Source organism: Klebsiella sp. YJ (assembly GCF_002108615.1).
In the GTDB taxonomy this organism is placed as follows: Bacteria; Pseudomonadota; Gammaproteobacteria; order Enterobacterales; family Enterobacteriaceae; genus Klebsiella; species Klebsiella planticola.
Genome location: NZ_MTEG01000008.1, coordinates 56,440 through 79,509 on the forward strand (window position 1 = coordinate 56,440; position 23,070 = coordinate 79,509).

At 57.4% G+C, this 23,070-nt stretch carries 20 protein-coding genes; 8 read left to right on the forward strand and 12 right to left on the reverse strand.

Annotated features, from left to right (window positions below):
- The first annotated feature begins 508 nt into the window (after window positions 1–508).
- Together BV390_RS10465 and BV390_RS10470 are read left to right on the forward strand one after the other, a co-directional pair.
- On the forward strand, window positions 509–3,286 hold the full coding sequence (locus tag BV390_RS10465) for a flavocytochrome c (RefSeq protein ID WP_085396891.1): 2,778 nt from the start codon (window positions 509–511) through the stop codon (window positions 3,284–3,286).
- Between the two features lie 82 nt (window positions 3,287–3,368).
- Window positions 3,369–4,331, forward strand: coding sequence for an FAD:protein FMN transferase (locus BV390_RS10470; protein ID WP_046852389.1), 963 nt, complete (start codon window positions 3,369–3,371; stop codon window positions 4,329–4,331).
- Here the strand turns inward: BV390_RS10470 and dcuR are convergent.
- On the reverse strand, window positions 4,312–5,031 hold the full coding sequence (dcuR, locus tag BV390_RS10475) for a two-component system response regulator DcuR (protein ID WP_032687473.1): 720 nt from the start codon (window positions 5,029–5,031) through the stop codon (window positions 4,312–4,314). The two genes, BV390_RS10470 and dcuR, sit on opposite strands and share 20 nt — an antisense overlap.
- Window positions 5,028–6,647, reverse strand: coding sequence for a sensor histidine kinase (locus tag BV390_RS10480; RefSeq protein WP_032696079.1), 1,620 nt, complete (start codon window positions 6,645–6,647; stop codon window positions 5,028–5,030). The genes dcuR and BV390_RS10480 overlap by 4 nt, the downstream gene beginning before the upstream one ends.
- A 173-nt stretch (window positions 6,648–6,820) precedes the next feature.
- Here BV390_RS10480 and BV390_RS10485 point away from each other — a divergent pair, with 173 nt between their 5' ends.
- The 4 genes from BV390_RS10485 to BV390_RS10500 all read left to right on the forward strand — a co-directional run bounded on the left by BV390_RS10485 (window position 6,821) and on the right by BV390_RS10500 (window position 12,170).
- Entirely contained in the window at window positions 6,821–7,741 is a 921-nt protein-coding gene (locus BV390_RS10485; RefSeq protein ID WP_032687474.1) for an N-acetylmuramic acid 6-phosphate etherase, read from the forward strand.
- Between the two features lie 271 nt (window positions 7,742–8,012).
- On the forward strand, window positions 8,013–9,671 hold the full coding sequence (gene mqo, locus BV390_RS10490; RefSeq protein WP_032696081.1) for a malate dehydrogenase (quinone): 1,659 nt from the start codon (window positions 8,013–8,015) through the stop codon (window positions 9,669–9,671).
- Between the two features lie 215 nt (window positions 9,672–9,886).
- Entirely contained in the window at window positions 9,887–11,089 is a 1,203-nt protein-coding gene (locus BV390_RS10495) for a multidrug effflux MFS transporter (protein ID WP_047664991.1), read from the forward strand.
- Between the two features lie 154 nt (window positions 11,090–11,243).
- Entirely contained in the window at window positions 11,244–12,170 is a 927-nt protein-coding gene (locus tag BV390_RS10500; protein WP_032696083.1) for a LysR family transcriptional regulator, read from the forward strand.
- Here BV390_RS10500 and mdcH read toward each other — a convergent pair.
- The 10 genes from mdcH to BV390_RS10550 all read right to left on the reverse strand — a co-directional run bounded on the left by mdcH (window position 12,160) and on the right by BV390_RS10550 (window position 21,765).
- Window positions 12,160–13,062: a malonate decarboxylase subunit epsilon gene (gene mdcH, locus BV390_RS10505; protein WP_032699719.1), complete on the reverse strand. Its 903-nt coding sequence runs from the start codon at window positions 13,060–13,062 to the stop codon at window positions 12,160–12,162. The two genes, BV390_RS10500 and mdcH, sit on opposite strands and share 11 nt — an antisense overlap.
- Window positions 13,059–13,679: a malonate decarboxylase holo-ACP synthase gene (locus tag BV390_RS10510; protein ID WP_085396895.1), complete on the reverse strand. Its 621-nt coding sequence runs from the start codon at window positions 13,677–13,679 to the stop codon at window positions 13,059–13,061. The genes mdcH and BV390_RS10510 overlap by 4 nt, the downstream gene beginning before the upstream one ends.
- A gap of 1 nt (window position 13,680) precedes the next feature.
- On the reverse strand, window positions 13,681–14,640 hold the full coding sequence (locus BV390_RS10515) for an AEC family transporter (RefSeq protein ID WP_032687481.1): 960 nt from the start codon (window positions 14,638–14,640) through the stop codon (window positions 13,681–13,683).
- Between the two features lie 269 nt (window positions 14,641–14,909).
- Window positions 14,910–15,710 carry a biotin-independent malonate decarboxylase subunit gamma gene (gene mdcE, locus BV390_RS10520; protein ID WP_032687505.1) on the reverse strand — a complete coding sequence of 267 codons (801 nt, stop codon included), beginning with the start codon at window positions 15,708–15,710 and terminating at the stop codon, window positions 14,910–14,912.
- Window positions 15,710–16,543, reverse strand: a complete 834-nt coding sequence (locus BV390_RS10525; RefSeq protein ID WP_064385709.1) for a biotin-independent malonate decarboxylase subunit beta — start codon at window positions 16,541–16,543, stop codon at window positions 15,710–15,712. The genes mdcE and BV390_RS10525 overlap by 1 nt, the downstream gene beginning before the upstream one ends.
- A complete protein-coding gene (gene mdcC, locus BV390_RS10530; protein WP_032696086.1) occupies window positions 16,536–16,835 on the reverse strand; it encodes a malonate decarboxylase acyl carrier protein in 300 nt (99 codons plus the stop codon). Before mdcC ends, BV390_RS10525 begins: the two co-directional genes overlap by 8 nt.
- Window positions 16,836–16,845: 10 nt before the next feature.
- Window positions 16,846–17,706: a triphosphoribosyl-dephospho-CoA synthase gene (locus BV390_RS10535; RefSeq protein ID WP_085396896.1), complete on the reverse strand. Its 861-nt coding sequence runs from the start codon at window positions 17,704–17,706 to the stop codon at window positions 16,846–16,848.
- A complete protein-coding gene (gene mdcA, locus BV390_RS10540) occupies window positions 17,706–19,361 on the reverse strand; it encodes a malonate decarboxylase subunit alpha (RefSeq protein WP_085396897.1) in 1,656 nt (551 codons plus the stop codon). Before mdcA ends, BV390_RS10535 begins: the two co-directional genes overlap by 1 nt.
- A 480-nt stretch (window positions 19,362–19,841) precedes the next feature.
- Complete coding sequence (locus BV390_RS10545; RefSeq protein ID WP_032696089.1) at window positions 19,842–20,648, reverse strand: alpha/beta fold hydrolase; 807 nt, start codon at window positions 20,646–20,648, stop codon at window positions 19,842–19,844.
- 85 nt (window positions 20,649–20,733) lie between these two features.
- Window positions 20,734–21,765: an AI-2E family transporter gene (locus tag BV390_RS10550; RefSeq protein ID WP_032687489.1), complete on the reverse strand. Its 1,032-nt coding sequence runs from the start codon at window positions 21,763–21,765 to the stop codon at window positions 20,734–20,736.
- Window positions 21,766–22,315: 550 nt separating this feature from the next.
- On the opposite strand from BV390_RS10550, the gene mdtJ reads away from it, so the two are divergent.
- Both mdtJ and mdtI read left to right on the forward strand, forming a co-directional pair.
- Window positions 22,316–22,678, forward strand: coding sequence for a multidrug/spermidine efflux SMR transporter subunit MdtJ (gene mdtJ / locus BV390_RS10555; RefSeq protein ID WP_032687490.1), 363 nt, complete (start codon window positions 22,316–22,318; stop codon window positions 22,676–22,678).
- On the forward strand, window positions 22,665–22,994 hold the full coding sequence (mdtI, locus tag BV390_RS10560) for a multidrug/spermidine efflux SMR transporter subunit MdtI (protein ID WP_004862469.1): 330 nt from the start codon (window positions 22,665–22,667) through the stop codon (window positions 22,992–22,994). Before mdtJ ends, mdtI begins: the two co-directional genes overlap by 14 nt.
- Window positions 22,995–23,070 lie beyond the last annotated feature (76 nt).

Here is a 23,070-nt window from a genome sequence, read left to right on the forward strand (position 1 = left end):
TTTTGCTGTGCGTTAAATTTAATTCGTTGGTTATTTATATATTGCGCTTTGTTGCTTTATTGCAATTGATCAGGATCAATAAATGCGGTGTGTGGAGGTATTTATTTATTTTTAAAATAACCCTGCCGGGTGAGGTGCTTATTTGATTAAAATATCGATAAATGTTAATAAATAATTGGCTTACAAACGTACATCAAGATTTTTATGTTTGTATGTATATGATATTAATGAGTTTTGTATTGTGATTGATATGTGTTGTTTTTTAACAAAGGTGGCTGGCATGTTATCGGTTTTTTGCTTTGTGTGAAAATTGTATTTTTAATTAATAATACAATAGAGGTATTGATGTTATTGGTGGTATTAAATAGTTTTTTAACTAACGTAATTGGTTTGGTAACTAAAAATAGCGATATATTATGGGCATGGCAACAGGAATTAAGAAACACAACCAAAAACAATTCCGTCACCCAATTCTGAATTTTCAATATTTAAAATCTGGAGTGTTAATATGACCAGTAGCCCACGTATATTGCGTCCTTTTACCTTACCGAATGGTACTGAGTTAAAAAACCGTTTGTTAATGGCACCGATGACCACCTGCACCGGCTATTTTGACGGCAGCGTCACCAGCGAACTGGTGGAATACTATCGCGCTCGCGCCGGCAGCATTGGCACCATTATCGTTGAGTGCTGTTTTATTGATGATTACGGTCTGGCTTTCCCGGGCGCCATCGGCATCGATAATGACGAGAAAATTGCCGGTCTGGCTAAAATCGCCGACGCCATCAAAGCCGAAGGATCAAAAGCCATTCTGCAGATCTATCACGGCGGACGTATGGTCGATCCGCAGCTGATCGGCGGCCGTCAACCGGTGGCGCCGAGCGCGCTGGCCGCACCGCGCGAAGGCGCTGCGATGCCGCGTGCGCTGAGCGGCGAAGAAGTTGAGGGAATGATTGCCAAATTCGGCGACGGTGTACGTCGCGCCATTCTGGCCGGTTTTGATGGCGTGGAAATTCACGGCGCTAACACCTATCTTATCCAGCAGTTCTATTCCCCGAATTCTAACCAACGCGATGATCAGTGGGGCGGCAGCCGCGATAACCGTGCGCGTTTCCCGCTGGCGGTCCTCGACATTACCCATAAAATGGCGAGCCAGTACGCCGATGATGCCTTTATTATCGGCTATCGCTTCTCCCCGGAAGAGCTGGAAGAGCCGGGTATCCGTTTTGATGACACCCTGTACCTGCTGGAAAAACTGGCGGCGCGGGGTCTCGACTATCTGCACTTCTCCGTCGGCGCATCTCTGCGTCCCTCGATTGTCGATACCAGCGATCCGACGCCGCTGATTGAAAAATATTGTGCGCTGCGCTCTGATACCCTGGCTCAGATCCCGGTGATGGGCGTTGGCGGCGTGGTCAACGCGGCGGATGCGGAGCAGGGGCTGGATCATGGTTACGATCTGATGGCCGTGGGCCGCGCCTGCATTGCTTATCCGGACTGGGCGGCGCGGATTGCTGGCGGAGAACATCTCGAGCTGTTTATCGACAGCACCCAGCGCGAAGCGCTGAATATTCCGCAGCCGCTGTGGCGCTTCTCGCTGGTTGAAGCCATGATCCGCGATATGAGCATGGGCGATGCGAAGTTTAAACCCGGCCTGTTTGTGGAAACCGTCCAGGACGATGCCAACGAACTGGTGATTAACGTTAGTCTGGAAAATGACCGCATCGCCGATATCGAACTGGCTGCCGGCCCGCAGCAGAACGTGGAGTTCACTACCAGCTTCGAAGAGATCCGTGAACGCATTTTGACCGCCAATACGCCGCACGTGGACGCGATTTCTGGCGCCACCAGCCAAAGTGAAGCGGTGAAAAAAGCGGTGTCGAAAGCGATGCTGAAATCAAGTAAAGCGCTGGCGCTGGAAGAGGGCGGCGCAGATCTGACGCCGAAAAGCTATGACGTGGTGGTGGTCGGCAGCGGCGGCGCCGGGCTGGCCGCCGCCATTCAGGCACACGATGAAGGCGCAAGCGTCCTGATCGTTGAGAAAATGCCGACCATCGGCGGTAATACGATTAAAGCCTCTGCCGGAATGAACGCCGCGCAAACACGCTTCCAGCGGGTAAAAGGTATTGAGGACAGCAAAGAGCTGTTCTATCAGGAAACCTTAAAAGGCGGACACAATAAAAACAATCCGCAATTGCTGCGTCGGTTCGTGGAAAATGCCCCGGAGGCCATCGAATGGCTGGCGCGTCGCGGGATCATGCTTAATGACATCACCACCACCGGCGGGATGAGTATCGACCGTACTCACCGTCCGCGTGACGGATCCGCCGTCGGAGGATACCTGATTAGCGGCCTGGTGCGTAATATCACTCGTCGCGGCATCGATGTGATGCTGGATACGTCGGTGGAAGAGATCCTGATGACCCACGACCAGGTGAGCGGCGTACGTCTGCTGAATGATGAGCAGGAAAGTATCGAGGTGCAAACCAAAAGTATCGTGATGGCGACCGGCGGTTTCAGCGCCAATAGCGCGATGGTGGTAAAATATCGTCCGGATCTGGCGGGGTTTGTCACCACCAACCATAAAGGGGCCACCGGCGGCGGTATTGCGCTGCTGGAACGGATTGGCGCCGGCACCGTCGACATGGGCGAAATTCAAATTCACCCGACCGTTGAGCAGAACACCTCGTACCTGATTTCCGAATCGATTCGCGGCGGCGGCGCCATTCTGGTCAATCAACAGGGGAACCGCTTCTTCAACGAAATGGAGACCCGCGATAAAGTGTCTGCGGCGATCATCGCGCTGCCGGAGCATTATGCTTACATCGTCTTTGATGAACATGTCCGGGCGAAAAACAAAGCGGCCGACGAATATATCGCCAAAGGTCTGGTGACCAGCGCCAGCTCGCCGCGCGAACTGGCGGAGAAACTGGGGATGGATTACCATGCCTTCCTCGCCACGCTGGAACGCTACAACGGGTTTGTTGAAAATCAGCGTGATGAAGAGTTTGGTCGTACCACCGCGCTGCGCGCGCCGGTTAACGAAGGGCCGTTCCATGCTATCCGCATCGCGCCGGGGGTTCACCACACTATGGGCGGTGTGACCATTAATACTGACACCGCGGTACTGGATACTCATCATCAGCCGATTGCCGGCGCTTATGCCGCGGGTGAAGTGGTCGGGGGTATCCACGGCGGTAACCGTATCGGCGGCAATGCCGTAGCGGATATTATTATCTTTGGCACCCTGGCGGGCCACCAGGCGGCAAAACGCGCCAGAGGCTAACGCTCAGTGATAACAGGCCGGGTTCGCCCGGCTCATTCCCGGCGGCGTCTGCCTGCCCGGGTGACACAGAGGAGCTTTAATGATGTCTGGCATCTCTGGCGACCAACGCCTCTATAGCTACTCCGCTGTTTTGATGGGGTCTCCCATCCTGCTCAAACTGTTCTCCCACGATGAAGCCCTGGCTTCCCGCACGTTTCAACTGATTAAACGCTACGAAGACCTGTTCACCGTCAACCGCGCACACTCGGAGGTGATGGCGATTAATCATGCCGCCGGTCGCCATCCGGTCAGCGTCAGCCGTCCGGTATATCAGCTTATTAAATGCGCGAAAGCGGCCAGCATGGTGCAGGAGAGCGCCTTTAATCTGGCCATCGGCCCGCTGGTGAAGCTATGGCGCATCGGTTTTAACGGCCACAGCGTTCCGGCGGCGACGGATATCGCCGCGCGCTTAGCGCTGACCCGCCCGCAGGATGTGATCCTGGATGACGCCGCCGGCAGCGTTTTTCTCGCCCGGCCGGGCATGGAGATCGATCTTGGGGCGATTGCCAAAGGCTACATAGCGGACCGGGTCCGCGATGACCTGCAGCGCCAGGGAGTGGACGCGGCGCTGATCAACCTCGGTGGCAACGTGCATACTCTGGGGGCGTGGTCGATTGGGCTGAAAAAACCGTTCGCGGCCGATAATGCGCTGGTGGGCAGTATTGACGTCGTCGGCCAGTCGGTGGTGACGTCCGGCATTTACGAGCGCTATTTTGAGCAGGATGGGCGGCGTTGGCACCATATCCTCGACCCGCGCACAGGCTATCCGCTCGATAACGAGCTGGAGAGCGTAACCATTGTTGCAGATGACTCGCTCGACGGAGATATCTGGACCACGTTGATCTTCGGTCTTGGCGTAGAAAAGGGCTGCGCGGCGCTGCGCCATCGCGAAGACATCGAGGCGATTTTCGTCACCAAAAATCGCGACATTATCCTCTCATCACAGCGCCGCTTTCGTTTTCACTTACTCGACGACAGCTACCGGCTTACTGACTGTACTGCTTGAGCAGGCTGTACTGCTCGGCGACCAGCCGGTAGCGGTAGACGGGACGCCCGGTAGCGCCGTAGTGAATGCTGGTGTAGAGGATATTAATCTGCGCCAGCCAGATCAGGTATTTCCGGCAGGAGACGCGGGAAATATTGACTGCCACCGCCAGTTCATCGGTGGAAAACTCGGTACCCGGATGGGCGTCAATCCACTGACACAGCGTGCGCAGCGTCTGGGCGGTTAAGCCTTTCGGCAGCTTGCGCGCGTCGCTGGCTTCCGGCGCGTTGCCGTGGAGCAGGCGGTCAACATCGGCCTGCTCATAATAGGGCTGTCCGGTCATCAGTTTGCGTTTTTCGCGCCAGGCGGTCAGCGCCTCTTCGAAGCGCGGGAACTGGAACGGTTTGATCAGATAATCGACGACGCCGTAGTGCATCGAGGTTTGCACGGTGGCGGCATCGGCGGCGGAGGTAATCATAATCACGTCGATAGGGCGGCCAGAGGCGCGAATGGTCGGCAGCAGATCCAGTCCGCTGTCATGCTGCATGTAGACATCCAGCAGCACCAGATCGATCTCCTGTCCGCTATCGTTAATCATCTCCTGGGCCTTGCTTAGCGTAGACGCCGTGCCACAGCAGCGGAAGCCGGGAATTCTCGCCACATACAGGCGATTCAGTTCGGCGACCATGGCATCATCGTCAACAATTAATACATTTATCACGCACGTTTCCTTTTACTATCCCAGGGAAGATGAACAAAAAATTGGGTAAAGACGCCAGGCTCAGACTCGACGGCGAGCGTGCCGCCCAGTTCACGGAGCTGCTGGCTGGCGAGAAACAGGCCAACGCCGCGATTCTCACCCTTGGTCGAGAAGCCTTTATTAAAGATGGCATCAATATTAGCAGGCGGGATGCCCGGCCCGTCATCGCTGACTTCGCCGCTCAGCCAGCCGTTCTGATAGTGCAGCAGCAGACCGACTTCCCCCTCGCTTTGGCCGCTCATGGCATCCAGCGCATTCTCAATCAAATTACCCAGCACGGTGACCAGCACGGTCACCTGCTTTTCATTTGGGCAATCGGGCACCAGGCTCTCTTCGGCTAAGTTAAGCGTGAAGCCGCGCTCTTTGGCGCGCTGGATTTTACCAATCAGGAAGCCCGCGACCACCGGTGATTTGATACGGTGCTGAATTTCACCTATGTCCGCCTGATAAGTATGGGCGGTTTGCAGCACGTACTCCTCCAGCTTGTCATAACTTTTCATGTTTAACAGGCCAAGGATCACATGCAGCTTATTCATAAATTCATGCGAGGTGGTGCGCAGCGCATCGACATAGTTAACCATACCGTCCAGCCGCTGCAACAGCTGGCTGACCTCCGTTTTATCACGGAAAGTACTGATGGCGCCGACGATAGCATTCTGACTGCGCACCGGCACGGTGTTGCTGATCAGCAGGAAGCCGTTGCAGCCGAGCTCGCGGTCGTAAATCGGCTCGCCGGTTTGCAAGACCTCGTGCAGATCCGCCAGCAGCGGGGTGTGGGCAATCTCTTTGCCGGGGCCGCTAAGCAGGATCTCGCTGGCCGCCGGGTTGATCAGCGTGACGCGACCTTCGACATCCACCGCGACAACCCCTTCTTTTAACGAATGGAGCATCGCCTGCCGCTGCTGAAACTGCGTGGAGATCTCCTGCGGCTCCAGTCCCAGCAGCACGCGCTTGAGTCCGCGCACCAGACTCCAGGTACCGATTCCGCAGACCAGGGCGCTGAACAGCACGGTTAACAGCACATCCCAGCGGCCTTTGGCGATCTGCTCATCCACTTTACTGAGTGAAATCCCGACCACCACCACGCCAATTTGCTGCTGCCGGTCGTTGAATACCGGCGTAAAGACGCGCAGCGCCGGAGCCAACACCCCGTGATTGACGGCGACATTCTCTTTGCCGGCAAAGGCAGGCTGAATATCCTCGCCGATAAATCGTTTACCGATAAGCCGGGCGTTGGGATGCGAATAGCGCACGCCATGCATATCGGTCACCACGGCATACAGCAGATCGTTACGTCGGGTGATGGCCAGCGCCAGGGGCTGGATAAGCCCGCTCTGCGGCGGCAGCGCCAGGGCCTGTTTCACTTCCGGCATATCGGAGAAGGTGCGTGCGACCGCCAGCGCCGTATCTTTTACGCCGTCGCGGGTGGTGTCGCTGATCTGTATAAACCACAGCGCGTAGACCAGCAGCAGTACCGAACCAATCACGCTGCTAATCATGAGCGTCACGGCGGTACTCAGCTTCATCCTCATCAGACGTTTGCGCGCGGGCGGAATTGACTCCGCGATATCCTTCATACCATCCCCTGAACTGTTCGGCGAAGGGCCATTATCGCTGAAGGTAACCATTTCTTAAAGCTATGTAAAAAAGCAAAAAGACGCTGAAAGAACCGGGAAGCGTGACCCCACTCGCAGGACCTCGCAATAAATATCCTTATAGTGAATAGGGAGTTATTTAAAAGGAGGTTTTTATGAGCAGTAAGCCAACCGCATCAATGATGGAACGACGCCACCCTGAAACTCGTCACATCGACACGCTCGCCACCCTCGATATGCTGACCCTGTTGCACAAAGACAATCGGCAAATTGCCGACGCCGTCGGGGCCTGTTTACCGGAGGTTGCCCGTCTCGTTGATAATGCCGCCGCAGCCCTGAGTCGGGGAGGGCGGCTGGTGATTGTCGGCGCCGGAGCATCCGGCCGCGCGGCGCTACAGACGGTCAGCGAGTATACGCCGGAAGAGAAACATTCGCTGGTTGGGCTCATTGCCGGTGGCCCGGCAGCCGCGCTACAGGAGATGGAAACGGCCGCTAACGATTACGATCTCGGTACGCTTGAGCTGCAGGCTATCCGTTTCAGCAGCAACGATATGCTGCTGGCGCTGACGGTTAGCGGACAAACGCCGTGGGTCTGGGGCGCGATGCGTCACGCCTGGTCGCTCGGCGCGCCAATTGCGGTGCTGACGCAGCAAGCGGAGAGTGAAGCCGCCCAGCTGGCGGATATCATTATTGCGCCGCAAACCGGGCCAGAAGCGGTGGCGGGGTTCGGTAACCCGAAAGCGCAGCTGGCGCAGCGGCAGATCCTCACGATGTTGACCACCGGGCTGGCGATTCGCAGCGGCAGGGTTTACAGCAACCTGCGGGTCGATCTGCAGGCCACCAGCCCGCGCTGGACTGAACGCCAGATTGCCATCGTCATGACGGCCACCGACTGCTCGCGCAGCGAGGCCAAAGCCGCGCTGGCCAGCTGCAATCAGCATGTGCGGACGGCAATCCTGATGCTGATGACCGGGCTCGACGCCTGGCAGGCGCGAGATCTGCTGGCGGAAAATAACGATCGTTTGCGTCTCGCGCTGCAGGAGACAAAGCGTTCGACGCTGAGTCGCGTAAATTGAATGATGCGGCGCGCAATAGCGCGCCGTTATGCTGCGAGCGTGATGTGGTGATAAATAACTAAATTAACCGGCGAGAACTATTTAACCCCTTCATTCCCGCCGTTATTTTCTGACTTTTAGTTTCGCACGCGATATTTTACTTTTTTAAGTTAAAAAAGTATTTATCAGAAATTGATTAACTGTGCGGAAAATGTAAATGATATTTTAAAATATAATAGAAATGCGTTAACATGTTTGCACTTATTTCATTGTGCTATGCGATAATTCTATTATGCCTGCAATAAAAAAATCTCTCTTATCTGTGACCGCACTGGCGATGTTTGTCAGCACCGCGTCGTATGCGAATACCGATGCCGCTCAAAAAACCGATTTCCTGCTGATTGGCGGCGGAATTATGAGTGCCTCCCTTGGCACCTGGCTGCAGGAATTACAGCCGGACTGGAAACAGGTGATGGTCGAGAAGCTGGATGGCGTTGCGCTGGAATCCTCTAACGGCTGGAACAACGCCGGGACCGGCCACTCAGCGAACATGGAGCTGAACTATACGCCGGAGCGTCCGGACGGTTCCATTGATGTCAGCAAAGCGCTGGATATTAACGAGCAGTTTATGATCTCCCGCCAGTTCTGGACGGCGCAGGTCAAACGCGGCATTTTGCACGATCCGCACGCCTTTATTAATTCCACTCCGCATATGAGTTTCGTCTGGGGTGATAATGTGGAGTATCTGCAAAAACGTTATGCCGCATTGCAGCAGACCACTTTATTCCAGGGCATGAAATTCTCCACCGATCACGCGCAAATTAAACAATGGGCGCCGCTGGTGATGGAAGGGCGCGATCCGCAACAAAAAGTGGCGGCGACCTGGACTCCGGTCGGTACCGATGTCAACTACGGCGAAATAACCCGTCAGCTGATCGGCAGCCTGAAGAAAAATAATAACTTCTCGCTGCAAACCTCTTCTGAAGTCACCGGCTTTAAGCGTAATGCCGATAATTCATGGCACGTGACGATTAAAAACGTCAATAGCGGTCAGGAGCAGGCGGTCGATGCGAAATATGTCTTTATCGGTGCCGGCGGCGGCGCGCTGAAATTACTGCAAAAAACCGGCATTCCGGAAGCGGATAATTATGCGGGCTTCCCGGTTGGCGGCTCCTTCCTGATGACGGAAAATCCAGCCGTGACCCAGCAGCATCTGGAAAAAGTGTACGGTCAGGCCTCCGTTGGCGCACCGCCGATGTCGGTTCCGCACCTGGATGCCCGTTTCATCGATGGTAAGCGCGTGGTGCTGTTCGGGCCGTTTGCGACCTTCTCTACCAAATTCCTCAAAAATGGTTCATTTATGGACCTGCTGAGCACCACCACTACCGATAACGTGCTGCCGATGACCCACGTGGGTCTCGACAACTTCGATCTGGTGAAATACCTGATTAGCCAGGTGATGTTGAACGATGATGACCGTTTTGCGGCGCTGAAAGAGTACTATCCGGACGCGCGTAAAGAAGACTGGAAACTGATCCAGGCCGGCCAGCGCGTGCAGATTATCAAGAAAGATGCTGACAAGGGCGGAGTCCTGAAGCTGGGTACCGAAGTGGTGGTCGATCAACAGAAAACCATCTCGGCGCTGCTGGGGGCATCACCGGGTGCATCCACCGCGGCACCGATCACCCTTAACGTCCTGAAGCAGATGTTCCCGGAGCAGTTTGCTTCCGCGCAGTGGCAGAGCCGCATTCATGCTATCGTCCCGAGCTACGGACAGAAGCTGAACGATAACCCGGCGCTGACGCAGCAGGTGTGGGATGATACCGCTGCGACGCTGCAGCTGGTGAAACCGCCGGTCATCGACATGAGCAAAACTCAGCCTGCGGTGACCACCGCGAAGCCGGCCGAGGCAAAACCCGCGGAGTCGGCACAGCACGATATGGCGCTGTAATCTGACATAACGTCCGCCACAGAGCATGCCAGTTGGTTTATCGCCGACTGGCATTTTTTTCGTCGGCTGTGCCTGCCATCCTCGTTGCGCGCCCTCTGCGCCGTCTATTCATGAATGCGACTCATAACCTCGATACGGTTACAGGGGATTATCCGTCAGCGCTTTCTCGTTAACATACCTCGCTCTGTAACACTCTCTCCTGACGGATATCTCACATGACTTTGCCGCAAAAAAACGCCGCCAGCGGGCCGCTGTTTATTTTGATTTTAAGCGGGCTGATGGCGTTCGCTTCGTTATCCACCGATATTTATCTACCCGCCATGCCGGTGATGGCGGCGGAATTGCAGGGGGACGCCGAACTGACGATTACCGGTTTTTTAATCGGTTTTGCCGTGGCTCAGCTCATCTGGGGGCCGATCGGCGACCGCCTTGGTCGTCGCACGCCGCTGTTTATCGGTATGGTGCTGTTTATCATCGGCTCCGTGGGGTGCGCGCTCTCCGTCAGCATCGATCAGATTATTTTCTGGCGCGTTTTTCAGGCTCTGGGGGCCTGTACCGGGCCCATGCTGGCGCGAGCGATGGTACGCGATCTCTTTGCCCGGACCCGCGCCGCGCAGATGCTCTCCACGCTGACCATTGTCATGGCCATTGCACCGATTATCGGGCCGCTGCTGGGCGGGCAGCTGATCAGCGTCACCAGCTGGCATGCCATTTTCTGGCTGCTGGCGGGCATTGGCCTGCTGATGCTGCTGGCGCTACGTTGGCTGCCGGAAACGCTGCCGCCGGAGCGGCGCCAGCAGGGATCGCCGCTGAAGGCGTTTCATCACTACGGGCAGTTGCTGCGAAACCGCATTTTCATCCGTTATACCCTGAGTCTGACCTGTTATTACGTCGCCGCTTACGCCTTTATTACCGGTTCGCCGGATGTCTATATTCGCTATTTCGGCGTTGAACCGCAGCACTATGGCTGGCTATTTGCGGTCAATATTCTCGGCTTGATGACCATGAGCCTGGTTAACCGCCGTCTGGTTCAGCGTTACGCATTGGGGGATCTGCTTAAAGTGGCGCTGGTAGTGGCCTCTCTGGCGATGGTGGCGATGGCATTCAGCGTCAAATTGCATCACGGTGGTCTGGTCGGGATCGCCCTGTGCGTGTTTCTCTTTTTCTCCATGAACGGCGTGATTGCCGCCACCTCAACGGCGGCAGCGCTGGATGAGGCGGGGGAGTTTGCCGGTTCGGCATCGGCCTTCATCGGCTCACTGCAATATGGCAGCGGAATCGTCTCTTCACTGCTGCTGGCCGGGTTACATGATGGTACGCCCTGGACGATGACATGGATTATGGGGGCCTTTACGCTTGTCAGCCTGCTGCTGGCCTGGACGCCGTCGGCACCGCGGCTTGATGAACTAAACGCATAGCCTCAGGTCGGTTCAGGTTTCTCACCGGCGGCGGTTCTCGTCGCGGGACCACGGAACAGGTGGCTGAACGTGCGCCCCGTTAAAACTTTCGCCGTAGAATGTGGTTATACTGGCTTGAATTAACAAGAAAAAGCGGAAATGCGGGGCGCAAACGATGAAAGACGACATTAATCAGGAGATAACCTTCCGCAAACTGTCGATATTTATGATGTTTATGGTTAAGGGAAATATTGCCAGAACCGCCGAAGCCATGGAGCTCAGCGGAGTGAGCGTTCATCGGGCGCTGCATACCCTTGAAGAGGGGGTGGGCTGCTCGCTGTTTGTGCATAAGGGGCGAAATTTACTGCCGCTACCGGCGGCCTGGACGCTGCTGGAGTACTGCCAGGACGTCACCAGCCTAATGACCCGCGGGCTGGAAGCGACGCGCAAGGTGGCCGGCGTTGGCCAGGGACGTCTGCGCATGGGTACGCTCTACTCGCTGACTCTTGAGACGGTGCCGCGAATTATTATGGGGATGAAGCTACGACGGCCCGAACTGGAGCTCGATTTGACCATGGGATCCAACCAGATGCTGCTGGATATGCTGGAAGACGATGCCCTTGACGCCATTCTGATTGCGACCAATGAAGGGGAGTTCAGCAATTCTGCTTTTGATGTGGTACCGCTGTTTGAAGACGATATTTTCCTCGCCGCACCGGCGACGGAAAAACTCGATACCGTACTGCCTGCCGACCTGCGCGATTATGCCGACCGCAAATTTGTCTCGCTGGCCGAAGGATTTGCCACCTATGCCGGGTTCCAGGAAGCCTTTCAGGTGGCGGCATTCGAACCCGAAATTGTGACCCGGGTAAACGATATCTTCTCAATGATTAGCCTGGTACAGGCCGGCGTCGGTTTTGCGCTGCTGCCAGGGCGCATGAAGAAAGTGTATGAAAACGATGTGCAGCTGTTAAAGCTGGCGGAACCCTACCAGATGCGCCAGCTGATCTCTATCGTCTATGCCCACCATCGTGAACGTGACGCCGATCTGCTGGCGCTGGCGGCAGAAGGGCGAATGTACGCCCGGAGCCTTAACCGTTAAGCCGCTGTGCCAGATGACGGGCGACCTCCACGCCGCTGCTCTCAAGCGCAAGACTCTCTCCCTGCCAGCCCGCCTGACGGGTGAGGCAGGTCAGTACACCGCCGGGCGGCATCTCTATCGCCAGTCGGGCATCGCGCTCCTGGGCGGCGACGACAGCATCCTGCCAGCGCACCGTCCGCGCCATATTCATCGCCAGATCGTCGGCGATCCGCTGCGGATCCCACAGCACCCGCGCGCTAGAACCGCTCAAATAAGCGCAGCGCGGGCGCTGCAAAGACGCGGGGGTGAACGCCTGCGCCAGCGCTGCCGCCGGGGCGTCCAGCAGCGCGCAGTGCGATGGAACGCTGACCGCCAGCCGCTGTGCTTTAGTGGCGCCGATGGCCAGCGCTTTCTGCGCTACGCGCGCCATCGCTTCATCGGTACCGGCAATGACAATCTGCGTGTCGGCATTGAGGTTAGCGATGTAGGTCTCTCCCTCGATCAGCAGGGCCTCCACCCGATCCCGCGTCAGCCCCATAATCGCGGTCAGGCCGTAACCGTGCGGATAGGCCTGTTCCATTAAATCGCCGCGTAGCGCCACCAGGCGCAGTGCGCTGGCGAAATCTAACGCCCCGGCGATAACTGCGGCAGGAAAGGCGCCGATCGACAACCCGCTGACGATATCCGGCTGGACACCCAGGCGCTGGAGTTCCCGTGCCCAGGCGACGCCGGTGATGAGCAGGCACAGTTGCACCGCCCGGGTGTGGCTGAGCGCCTCGACGCTATCTAAGGTGACGAGCTCCTCGCCGAGTACGCTGCGGGCCTCGGCGAGGATCGCCTCACGGTTGGGGATGACGCCGAGCATACCCGGACGCTGGTTTCCCTGACCGGGAAAGGTAAAGAGAATTTTCATGCTTCCTCCCTGTGCCAGGGCGTGTGGGTCAGGCGCGCGCCCCGGGACGTTTTCAGCAATACGCGGCCATCGCGCAGCCATTCATTCAACGCAAAGGCGCCGAATGGCGTTTCAATCTGGGTGTCGGCCCGACACGGCAGCTTCGCAACCTGCGCCTGCCACTGGCGTAGCTCTTCTTCGCTTAGCGGCATAGGGGCGCGGATCAGCAAATCGAGATCGCTGTCGGCGTGCAGAACGGGAATTTCGCTGGCCAGCGCATAGCCGGTGCTGCCGGTGATGCCCCACAGCCACGGCCACGCAAAGGTCGTCAGTAAAATAGCCGCCTGAACCGGCGGCTGGGAAACAAACGGCGAGTGCAGCAGACGTTCACGTTCGGTAAGCGCTTCCGGCGTCACCACGCGGGAAACCGCCTCTGCCTTCACCCATCCGGCGGCGCGCTGTTCGCGCTTCATGCCGCGCACGCCCACCGCAATATCATGGTTTTCATTTACATCGCGGCGCACTACCACCGGCAAACCGGGGTGCCACTGGGTTGCCACCCACGGCTCCTCAACGGTCAGTAAGGCGTTAGCGTTGTTCAGCCACAGTAAATCGTGCGGGCGCGGAGTAAAGGTCATATCAGAGTCCGGAAGTCAGAGTAATAAATAGCGGTAACGACAGGATACACAGAACGGAGCTCAACAGCAGCACGGCTTCGGCATCCGGCGACTGGACGCCAAAGCGGTTGCCGAACACCACGCCGAAGAAACCGGCAGACAGGGCAATCATCAGGATAGCGGTGATCGCCACCGAACCGTGCAGACCGAAGGCCAGAACGATGCCCCAGGCGATAAACGGCTGGATGAGCAGTTTGGCAATGGTGGCGATACCGACCATCGCGTTCAGCTTCAGCTTGCGGGCAGAGAGGATCACCCCGGTCAGGAACAGTGCGGCCGCGGTGGCAGACAGGCCCAGCGGTTTGATCGCCGCCAGCAGCAGGTCCGGCATGGTGATGCCGATAGCCGAAAGGATCACGCCGAGCAGTGGGCCCATGACGATCGGTTTTTTCAGCGAGCGCCACATCAGCACCGGCAGCATTGCCAGGGTAGAACCGCTGTTTTCACCGGCGGCGCGCGCTTTTTCACGCTCAAGGATCAGCAGGCAGAACGGGGTCATCAGTACCGAACCGCAGGCAATGGACACCGCCACGGACAGCGAGGTGGCCGGGCTCTCGCCCAGCACGCTGCCGAGAATGGGCAGGCCGAGTGCGGCATAGTTTGGCAGCGCCACGGTGAGGGTCAGTACCGCCGCGTCCTGCGGTGATTTTTTAAAGACGCCGGTGGCCAGGAAGTAGATTGCCGCATAGGTCACCCACATGGCGCCGGTCAGCACCACTATCAGCGGGGACTGCGCGACGATTCCCGCCCACGGCGTCTGTACGGTGGCGCTGAACAGCGCGGCGGGCAGGGCAAAGTCCATCACAAAGATATTCAGCAGCGACACATTTTTGTTGTCGACCATTTTGGCCTTGCCGGCCCAGAAGCCCAGCAGCATGATGAGAAAAATCGGCGCCAGGGCATGAACAATTACATAAGTCATAGAGTAATCACCTGTAGATAAAAAAAGAAATACGCGTCGTCCTTCAAGCTGCCTCTGCGCTGGCTGGCTTCCCGGCCCCCGGTCGCTGACTCCAGCAAACTCATGGGGATTGACTCCGTTGCCGCCTTGAGGCTGCGTGAATGATTGAGCGTATTGGGCTCATTGCGATGTTTTTGATTTTCTAAAAGCAGCGAGCCGTGGGCGCTATGCTGCGCCCGACGGTAGCCGCTTTCGGCAGGTCTTTTTTTACGTACTTCTGATGTTGCTCGTTACCAGCTGGCGCGCATTCGTTCGCGGACCAGGGTAGAGCTCCGGCGATTTTCCGCGCCGAGACGGTTTTTCAGCGTTGGGTCTTTGCGCGCATCGGAAATGGCCTTTTGCACGGTAATCTCCACCAGCGCCAGGTCAGCATCCGACGGGGCATCCGGATTGCTGAGATTGAGCAGGTCGGAGAGCAGACCGAGCGTCGCGTAGTTGCTGACGTCGTAGGCCATGGGTGGAATGGTCGCCGCCAGTTTTTCCAGCGCCTCGACGGTGCGCAGAGTGATACGTGCGGCGGACGCTTTGCCCATCGCATGCACCAGCACGCCCTGGTCGTTGATGGCAATCAGGCGGTTGGCCTGGTAGCCGTGCGCCAGAAACGCTCCGGACATCGCCTTGCCGACAATCAGGCCAATCACCGGATGGCCCGCCAGGCGCGCTTTCGCATAAGCGCCCGCGGCACCGGCCAGCGCCTGGTGGATACCGAACGCCTCTTCGCGGCGGCCATAGGCCTGGCTTGGGACGTCGATGATCGCCACAATCGGGCGTTTCACCTCGCTGTTGGCGTCGGCTGCGAGGGTTTCATTGACCACTTTCGCCAGCGTCCAGCCTTCCAGCAGACCCACTTCGCCTTGGGCGGCGCGCGGGTAGTGGTTGTTGGCATCCGGCACCACGGCGATGAAGCGCACGCTTTCGCCATTCAGCTGTCCGTCGGCGACTTGTACGGAGGCGCACAGGCCGTGCATGCGCGGCGCGTTCGGCGCCAGTTTTTCCAGCCATACGGCCCCACGGCTATTGGACTGAGTCATCATTTCTCCTCCCGGGCAAAAAGCTGTTTGATCTGCGCGGTATCCGCCTGCTGGCGGGTATCGAAGTGGGTCAGGCGGGCCAGGTAATCCGCATATTTATCGCTGCGGTTTTGTGCCGGTACGCCCCTGGCAATGGCCTCATTCATCGCTGATTTCACCGCGTTGATGCCGTCGCCGACCAACGCATCGACCAGCCCGCTTGCATAACGGATTTCGCCGCCGGTCATGCTCCAGATAAACGGGCGATCGCGAGAGTCGTACTCGTCAATGCCGGCTTCCTGCTCGATGACCTGCGGGCCGTTGAGGCCCAGACGCGCCTCGCGGGTGACAATCAGATAGCTGCACAGCGCGGCGGCGATGGACATCCCGCCGAAACAGCCGACGGTGCCGGCGATAATGCCGACCACCGGGGTGTAGCGACGCAGGTCGACAATCGCCGCATGAATGTCGGCGATGGCGGCGAGACCGAGGTTGGCCTCCTGCAGACGCACGCCGCCGGTTTCCAGGCACAGTACCGCCAGCGTCGGGATGCCGTTGCGGTTGTCTTCTGCCGCCAGCTCCAGCGCCGCCGCCATTTTCGCGCCGGAGACTTCGCCCATACTGCCGCCCTGAAAGGTACCTTCGATGGCGATCGCCACCGCGGACTGGCCGTTGATGGTGCCGCGAGCGACCACCATGCCATCGTCAGACTGCGGCACGACGCCCTGCGGCGCGAGCCACGGCGACATCATGCCGGCGAACGGATCGAGCAGTTCGCGGTAGCTGCCTTCATCCAGCAGCGTCCGGGCGCGTTCACGGGCGCGTAATTCAATAAAGCTGCGGTCGTTACGCATGGGAAACCTCCTCAAAAACCTGTTCGATGCGAATGCGCGCCACGCCCGGCGTCGCGCCGAAATCGTGAATAATCAGCGTGCCGGCCGGCAGGCCGTTGATCAGATTCAGACGGTCAAACAGCGCGTTCCAGCGGTGAGTGCTGTTGTCCACGGAGGTGGTGATATCGATGTTGAGCGTGTCGCCGACTGCCGCGGTGAACAGCACTTCCATATCACCGGAGCCAACGACGCCTGCCAGGGCTTGACCGCTGAAGGTGCGGCTGGCAGGAAATGACAATGTAATGTGTTCCATAACATCCTCTTTAAATTGAGCAAGACGCGGGCTGGCTGACCCTGTCGAGAAACAGCGTGGCGGCGAGCAAATCGGCGGCGCCGCCGGGCGAAGCGTTGAGGGTGAGCAGCTGCGTGTCGAGTTCGGCGAGCGCTTTGCTGCCCTGAACCGTGGCGCTGCCGCCGGCACTCAGCACGGCGCGTGCGCCGGCCTGCATCGCGTTGAGGCCGGTCATTCCGGCGCGTGAAAGAACGCAGGTATCGCTGAGCGAGGTCATGACTGCCATCAGCGCGTCAATACGAGCCGCATTTTCATCCGCGCCCTGGGCGCGGCTGCGCAAGAGCTGGGGCAGTGCCAGTTTCATCACGTGCGGGAACCCCTGCTGCGCCTCTTCACGCGCGCCTGGAACCCGGTAGCGGTGCGTCGCCTTCAGGCCTTTGCTGAAGACCTTCGGCGCGGCGCTGTCCGGCAGACGGGCGAGCAGGGCGGCGGTGTCCGCGATCTGCTGCGCGCTGGCGTTGACGCTTAACATCGCGCTTGCGCTCACCAGTAATCCCAGCGCCCAAATCGCGCCGCGGTGGGTATTCACGCCGTCGGTGGCCGCCATCATCTGCCGTTCGCCTTCACGTCCTAAACGGCCAACGGTTTCGCGCAGGGCGATGTCGGCAGGGCGCAGCCAGCTGTGCTGGGCCAGTTGCAGAAACGTCGGGGTCAGGCTGTGCGCCGAGCGCTCCATCAGATCTAACGACAGGTCGTGATGGGCGCCGTTTCCCCGGCTGTCCACCAGACCCGGCTTCGGGCTTAATCGCGCTTCGTCGATCAGGCAGTCGCGGGCGATCGACGCCAGCTTCTCGGTCTGTAGCCCGGCATGAGTCTGTGACAGGAGTTTCATTACCAGCTCCGGAATTTGGCAGGTGGGTTGTAAAGACCGTCGGACCATTCGACCAGGTCGGCAACGCTGCCGGCGGCGAGCAGGGAACGGGTCGCATCGCTGCGGCGAATACCGATATCTTCCGGATAGACCACTTTGCCGCTATGGCGTAGTTCGGCGACGCGTCTGGCATCGACGCCCAGACCGATGTCGGTGATGCCGGCGACTGCGGCTACCATCGCCCGCCGCTCTTCGAGGCTTTCCGCCCGGTAGAGATAGGCGATACCCTCTTCGGTCAGCACGTGGGTGACGTCATCGCCGTAAATCATCACCGGGGCCAAAGGCATGCCGGAGGCTTTCGCCACCTCTACCGCATCAAGTTTTTCCACAAAGGTCGGCTTCACGCCGGCCTGGAAGGTTTCGACCATCTGCACCACCAGCTTTTTGCCGCGTTGCATCGGATCCGGTTCGGTGATCATGTTCAGCCAGGCCGGGGTCGCATGGCGGCGACCGTGCGGGTCATGCCCCATATTCGGCGCGCCGCCGAATCCGGAAAGCCGGCCGCGGGTGACGGTAGAGGAGTTGGCAAGGCCATCAACCTGTAGGGTGGAGCCGATAAACATATCGACCGCGTACTGACCCGCCAGCTGGCAGAAGGCGCGATTAGAACGCATAGAGCCATCGGCGCCGGTAAAGAAAATGTCCGGACGGGCGCGGATGTACTCTTCCATTCCCAGTTCGCCGCCAAAACAGTGGACGCTTTCCACCCAGCCGCTTTCAATGGCCGGGATGAGCGTCGGATGCGGGTTAAGCGTCCAGTGCTGACAGATTTTGCCTCTCAGCCCCAGCTGTTCACCATAGGTCGGGAGCAGCAGCTCAATGGCGGCGGTGTTAAAGCCGATCCCGTGGTTGAGAGACTGCACCTGATGTTCCGCGTAGATGCCTTTAATCGCCATCATCGCCATCAGAATATGTTCTTGCTTAATCAGGCGTGGGTCGCGGGTAAAGAGAGGTTCAATAAAGAACGGCTTGTCGGCCACCACCACGTAGTCTATCCACGAGCCGGGGATATCGACGCGCGGGAGATCGCACTCGTCGTCAACCAGTTCGTTAACCTGGGCGATAACGATCCCGTCGTGGAAGGCGGCGGCTTCGACCAGCGCCGGGGTATCTTCGGTGCTGGGCCCGGTGTAAAGGTTGCCTTTGCGGTCGGCTTTATACCCGGCGATCAGCGCGACGTTGGGTGACAGGTCGACATACAGGCGAGAGTAAAGCTCGATATAGGTGTGAATCGCGCCAATTTCCAGCAGACCATCTTCCAGCAGCTGCGAAATCCGCAGGCTTTGGGTACCGGAGAACGAGAAGTCGAGCTTACGGGCAATCCCTTTTTCAAAGAGATCCAGATGTTCGCTGCGCCCGACGCTGGGCATGATCATATGCAGGTCGTGGACAGTTTGCGGGTTCACTTCCGCCAACATGCGGGAGAGAAAATCGGCCTGTTTCTGGTTATTGCCCTCCAGTACGACGCGGTCGCCCGGTGCCAGCAGATGTTCCAGCGCATCGACCAGCTGGTCGGTGGGGATAACCTTACCGGAGACGTTCGCGACGGCCAGTCGCCGCTGCTTTTCCGTACGGCGACGGTTCCAGACGCGCCCCGGCGTTTGTTCGGCATTCATTATTAACCTCCTGATTCGACAGATCGTTTTGATTGTCCTGGTGTGGAAGTTAGTGTGCGACGCGCCGGGCAGCGCATCAATTAAGCCCGCTAAAGGATTGTTAGCCTGAGAGTAATAATTGTAAGGGCAATTATGTGACGGCGATCGAAGCGGACGTTCGCTGTGTCGGCTACAGGGGGGCCGGAAGGAGAGGAATAAAGGGGAATATCCAGAAATGAGATGGCGTGACGGCAGGAGATGTCATGCATTGCTGCGCGGGTTAATCGAGCTTATGGCATGAGCGTGAACACCGTTGATAACGCGCAAATGCCGGCTACGCCTTACGCCGGCCAATGAAGCACATCAAAGCGCCGCCGGGCCGACCCGGGTCTCAATAAACCGCCGATCCCTCTTCAGCAATCCTCCCCGGCGGTCGGAGAGTTCCGTTTTAACGGGGTTTGCGGCGTAAACGCCGGGGCCTGAACCGAGACAGGGCGCTGCTTAATCGTCCTGCACTCTGAGCAAAAACTTAAGCACCTCGGCATTAAAAAGTCCTGGCTGCTGTAACGGCGCGAAATGACTCACCCCGGGCAGAATCGTCAGCGTGGCGTTCGGGAGCGTGGCGGCCAGATAGATGGCATGCTCGGGTTTGATAAATTCGTCATGCTCACCCAGGACCACGTTGACCGGCACCTTGATTTTTTTCAGATCGTTGGCAGAGTAATTGGGTTGGGTGCTCATCATTTCCGTTACGGCTGCGACGAACTGGTCAAAGCCTGCAGGCGTGGGCGACAGCGCCATGTAGTCCTGTCGGTGGCGGGAAAAGCAGCGTTCTATCGTTGGATCAGACTGAAATTCTTTCGTCCCGCTGGGATCCATATTGCAGGCAAAGAAAAGCACGCCGGTAGTCCGCTGCGGATGCCGGGCCGCAAAGATGAGTGCCGTGCAGGCTCCGTCGCTCCAGCCGATAAAGCGGGCCTTGTCCAGCGCCAGTTTGTTCATCACGGCCAGTACGTCCGACGCCATCCTCTCGTAGGTGTAGGGCCGTTGGTCACGTGTGCTGCGGCCATGACCGCGGCTGTCGATCAGCACCACGCGATAACCTTCCTCCACCAGCCTTACCGCCTGATAGCTCCAGTTACCCGAGTGGCCCAGTCCGCCGTGCAGTAAGATCACCGCAGGGCCATCGCCACAGACGGTATACCAGATGCGCGCCCCGTCATGTACCAGCCATCCTTGCTCGACAGCGGGGGGAAGAGGCGGGGTGCCAAATGTCAGAAACACCTTGAGGTCGGGATCGTTGGTCATGAGAAATCCGCAGGCAACAGAGTGTTTAAGCATAGACGAAGAGGAACCTGCCGCTGGCGGCATTGCGCCGCCGGCGTAACGAAGCCTATTTACTTAAATCGCTCAGCAGTATGGCAATACTGCGTCCGCCGGGACTCTCCTCAAGCGCGATTTTAACAATGATCGTCAAGGGGACGGAAAGCAGCATACCTACCGGTCCCAGCAGCCATCCCCAGAAAATCAACGACAGAAATACCACCAGCGTCGATAGCCCCAGACCGCGCCCCATGATCCGCGGCTCAAGAATATTCCCGAAGACCAGGTTAATCACCAGGTAGCCTGCCAGCACCACCAGCGCGTCGTACAGGCCGCCGAACACCAGCACCTGCAAAATAGGCGGAATGGCGGCCAGGACCGAGCCAATATTCGGAATATAGTTGAGGGCAAAGGCCAGCAGCCCCCACATAAAGGCGAAGCGAACGTCCAGTAGCACCAGCATGCCCCAGACCACCATCCCGGTCACCAGACTGATGGCGGTTTTTAGCACCAGATAGTGAGAGACGCTGTCGATCGCGCGCTGTATGGCGCCCATACCTTCCACCGGTCTGGACATCAATTGTTGCAGCTTGGCCGGCAGCTGGGGCACTTCCAGCAGCATAAAGACCACCGTCAGCAGCAAGAGGAAGATTGAGGACATCGCGTTCGACAGCTGGGTAAGCAGGCTGGTCACCATCGTCATGACCGCGTTGGGGTCGATGTATTTATTCAACTCGACAACGGAAACGGTAAACCCAAATCGCTGTAGCCAGGGCGTCACGGTTTGCACCGGCTCGCTGAGCGAGGTGCGGTATTGCGGCAGCGTGCGCGCCAGTTCATTCAGCGAGGTACCTAATGAGGCCAGCAAAACCACCGCCAGCATGACAATCGCGCTGATTAACAACGAAATGGCCAGCACGCGCGGCACCCGGCAGCGCATCATCAGCCGGACCACCGGGTTAATTACCACGGCGAGGAACAGCGCAAGGATGAACGGGACGATAATATCCGCGGCGAAGCGGATACCGGTGAGAATGATGACCAGCATGCCCAGCATGATGACAATCTTTAATCCATTAAGCGTAATGATGGGTTTAGCCATGTGTGTCCCTGAAAAAATGATCGAATTTTCATCACAGTGTAGACCCGAATGCCGGGGTAAAATCAGCAAAAATTGCCTCGCTCAGGCAAGATGTCCGCCCTTGCTAAAACGTCTACGGTGATGAAAACAAGCCGGTGGCGAAAATAAAATAGTGAAGCGCCATCATAATGGCGATTGACATCAGTAAAAGCTAATCAAAATCAAATGTCAGACGTAAAGAAGTGCAAAGACTTTGAGTATAATGTAGCATTATGGTACAAATTTACTGTGTATAACTACCGAGGACAATACTCATCCGCAATGACGAGAAGCAATACCGCGGATAATTGTAATTTTATGGACAATCAGTTCAGGATGTATATTTCGACTCACCCTGCAGTTTCCTTCCCTGGCTGCCGCTTTGCCGGCGAGCAACACTGGCGCTCCGCGCTTTAGTCCTTTCTCTCTGCCTGAGCTGGCGCACTGCGCACGGCTAAACAATCTTAGAATTTTTTCGGTTTACCTTCGCTGTAAGCCGCGGTGGATTATATTCTCTAGCAGGAGAAGGATTATGTTTTATTGGATATTATTAGCTTTAGCAATCGTTGCTGAAATTACCGGCACACTTTCTATGAAATGGGCCAGCGTCAGCGGTGGGCACACAGGCTTTATTTTAATGCTGGTGATGATTGCGCTTTCCTATATATTTCTGGCTTTTGCCGTTAAAAAAATCGCCCTCGGCGTGGCCTACGCCCTGTGGGAGGGTATCGGTATTTTACTGATCACGTTATTCAGCGTTCTGCTGTTTGATGAAGCGCTTTCGTTGGTCAAAATGGCGGGACTGGCGACGCTGGTGGCCGGGATCGTACTAATTAAATCCGGTACCCAAAAAACGCTGAAGCAGCCAACGGAGGCGGCCCATGCAACAGTTTGAGTGGATTCACGGCGCCTGGCTGGCGCTGGCCATCGTGCTGGAAATTGTCGCTAACGTCTTTTTGAAATTTTCAGACGGTTTTCGTCGTAAAGTATACGGCATACTGTCGCTGCTGGCGGTGCTGGGCGCCTTCAGCGCGCTCTCCCAGGCGGTGAAGGGAATTGACCTGTCGGTGGCCTATGCGCTGTGGGGCGGTTTCGGTATTGCCGCCACCATTGCGGCAGGATGGATTTTATTCGGCCAACGCTTAAATCATAAAGGCTGGATCGGCGTGATATTGCTGGTGACCGGAATGGTGCTGATTAAACTGGCATAATGTGATGCCGCCTGCTTGCGCGGGCGGCAAAATTTGTTCTCTGTATTATTCTTTAAAAAAGAGTACTGGCGGCGCG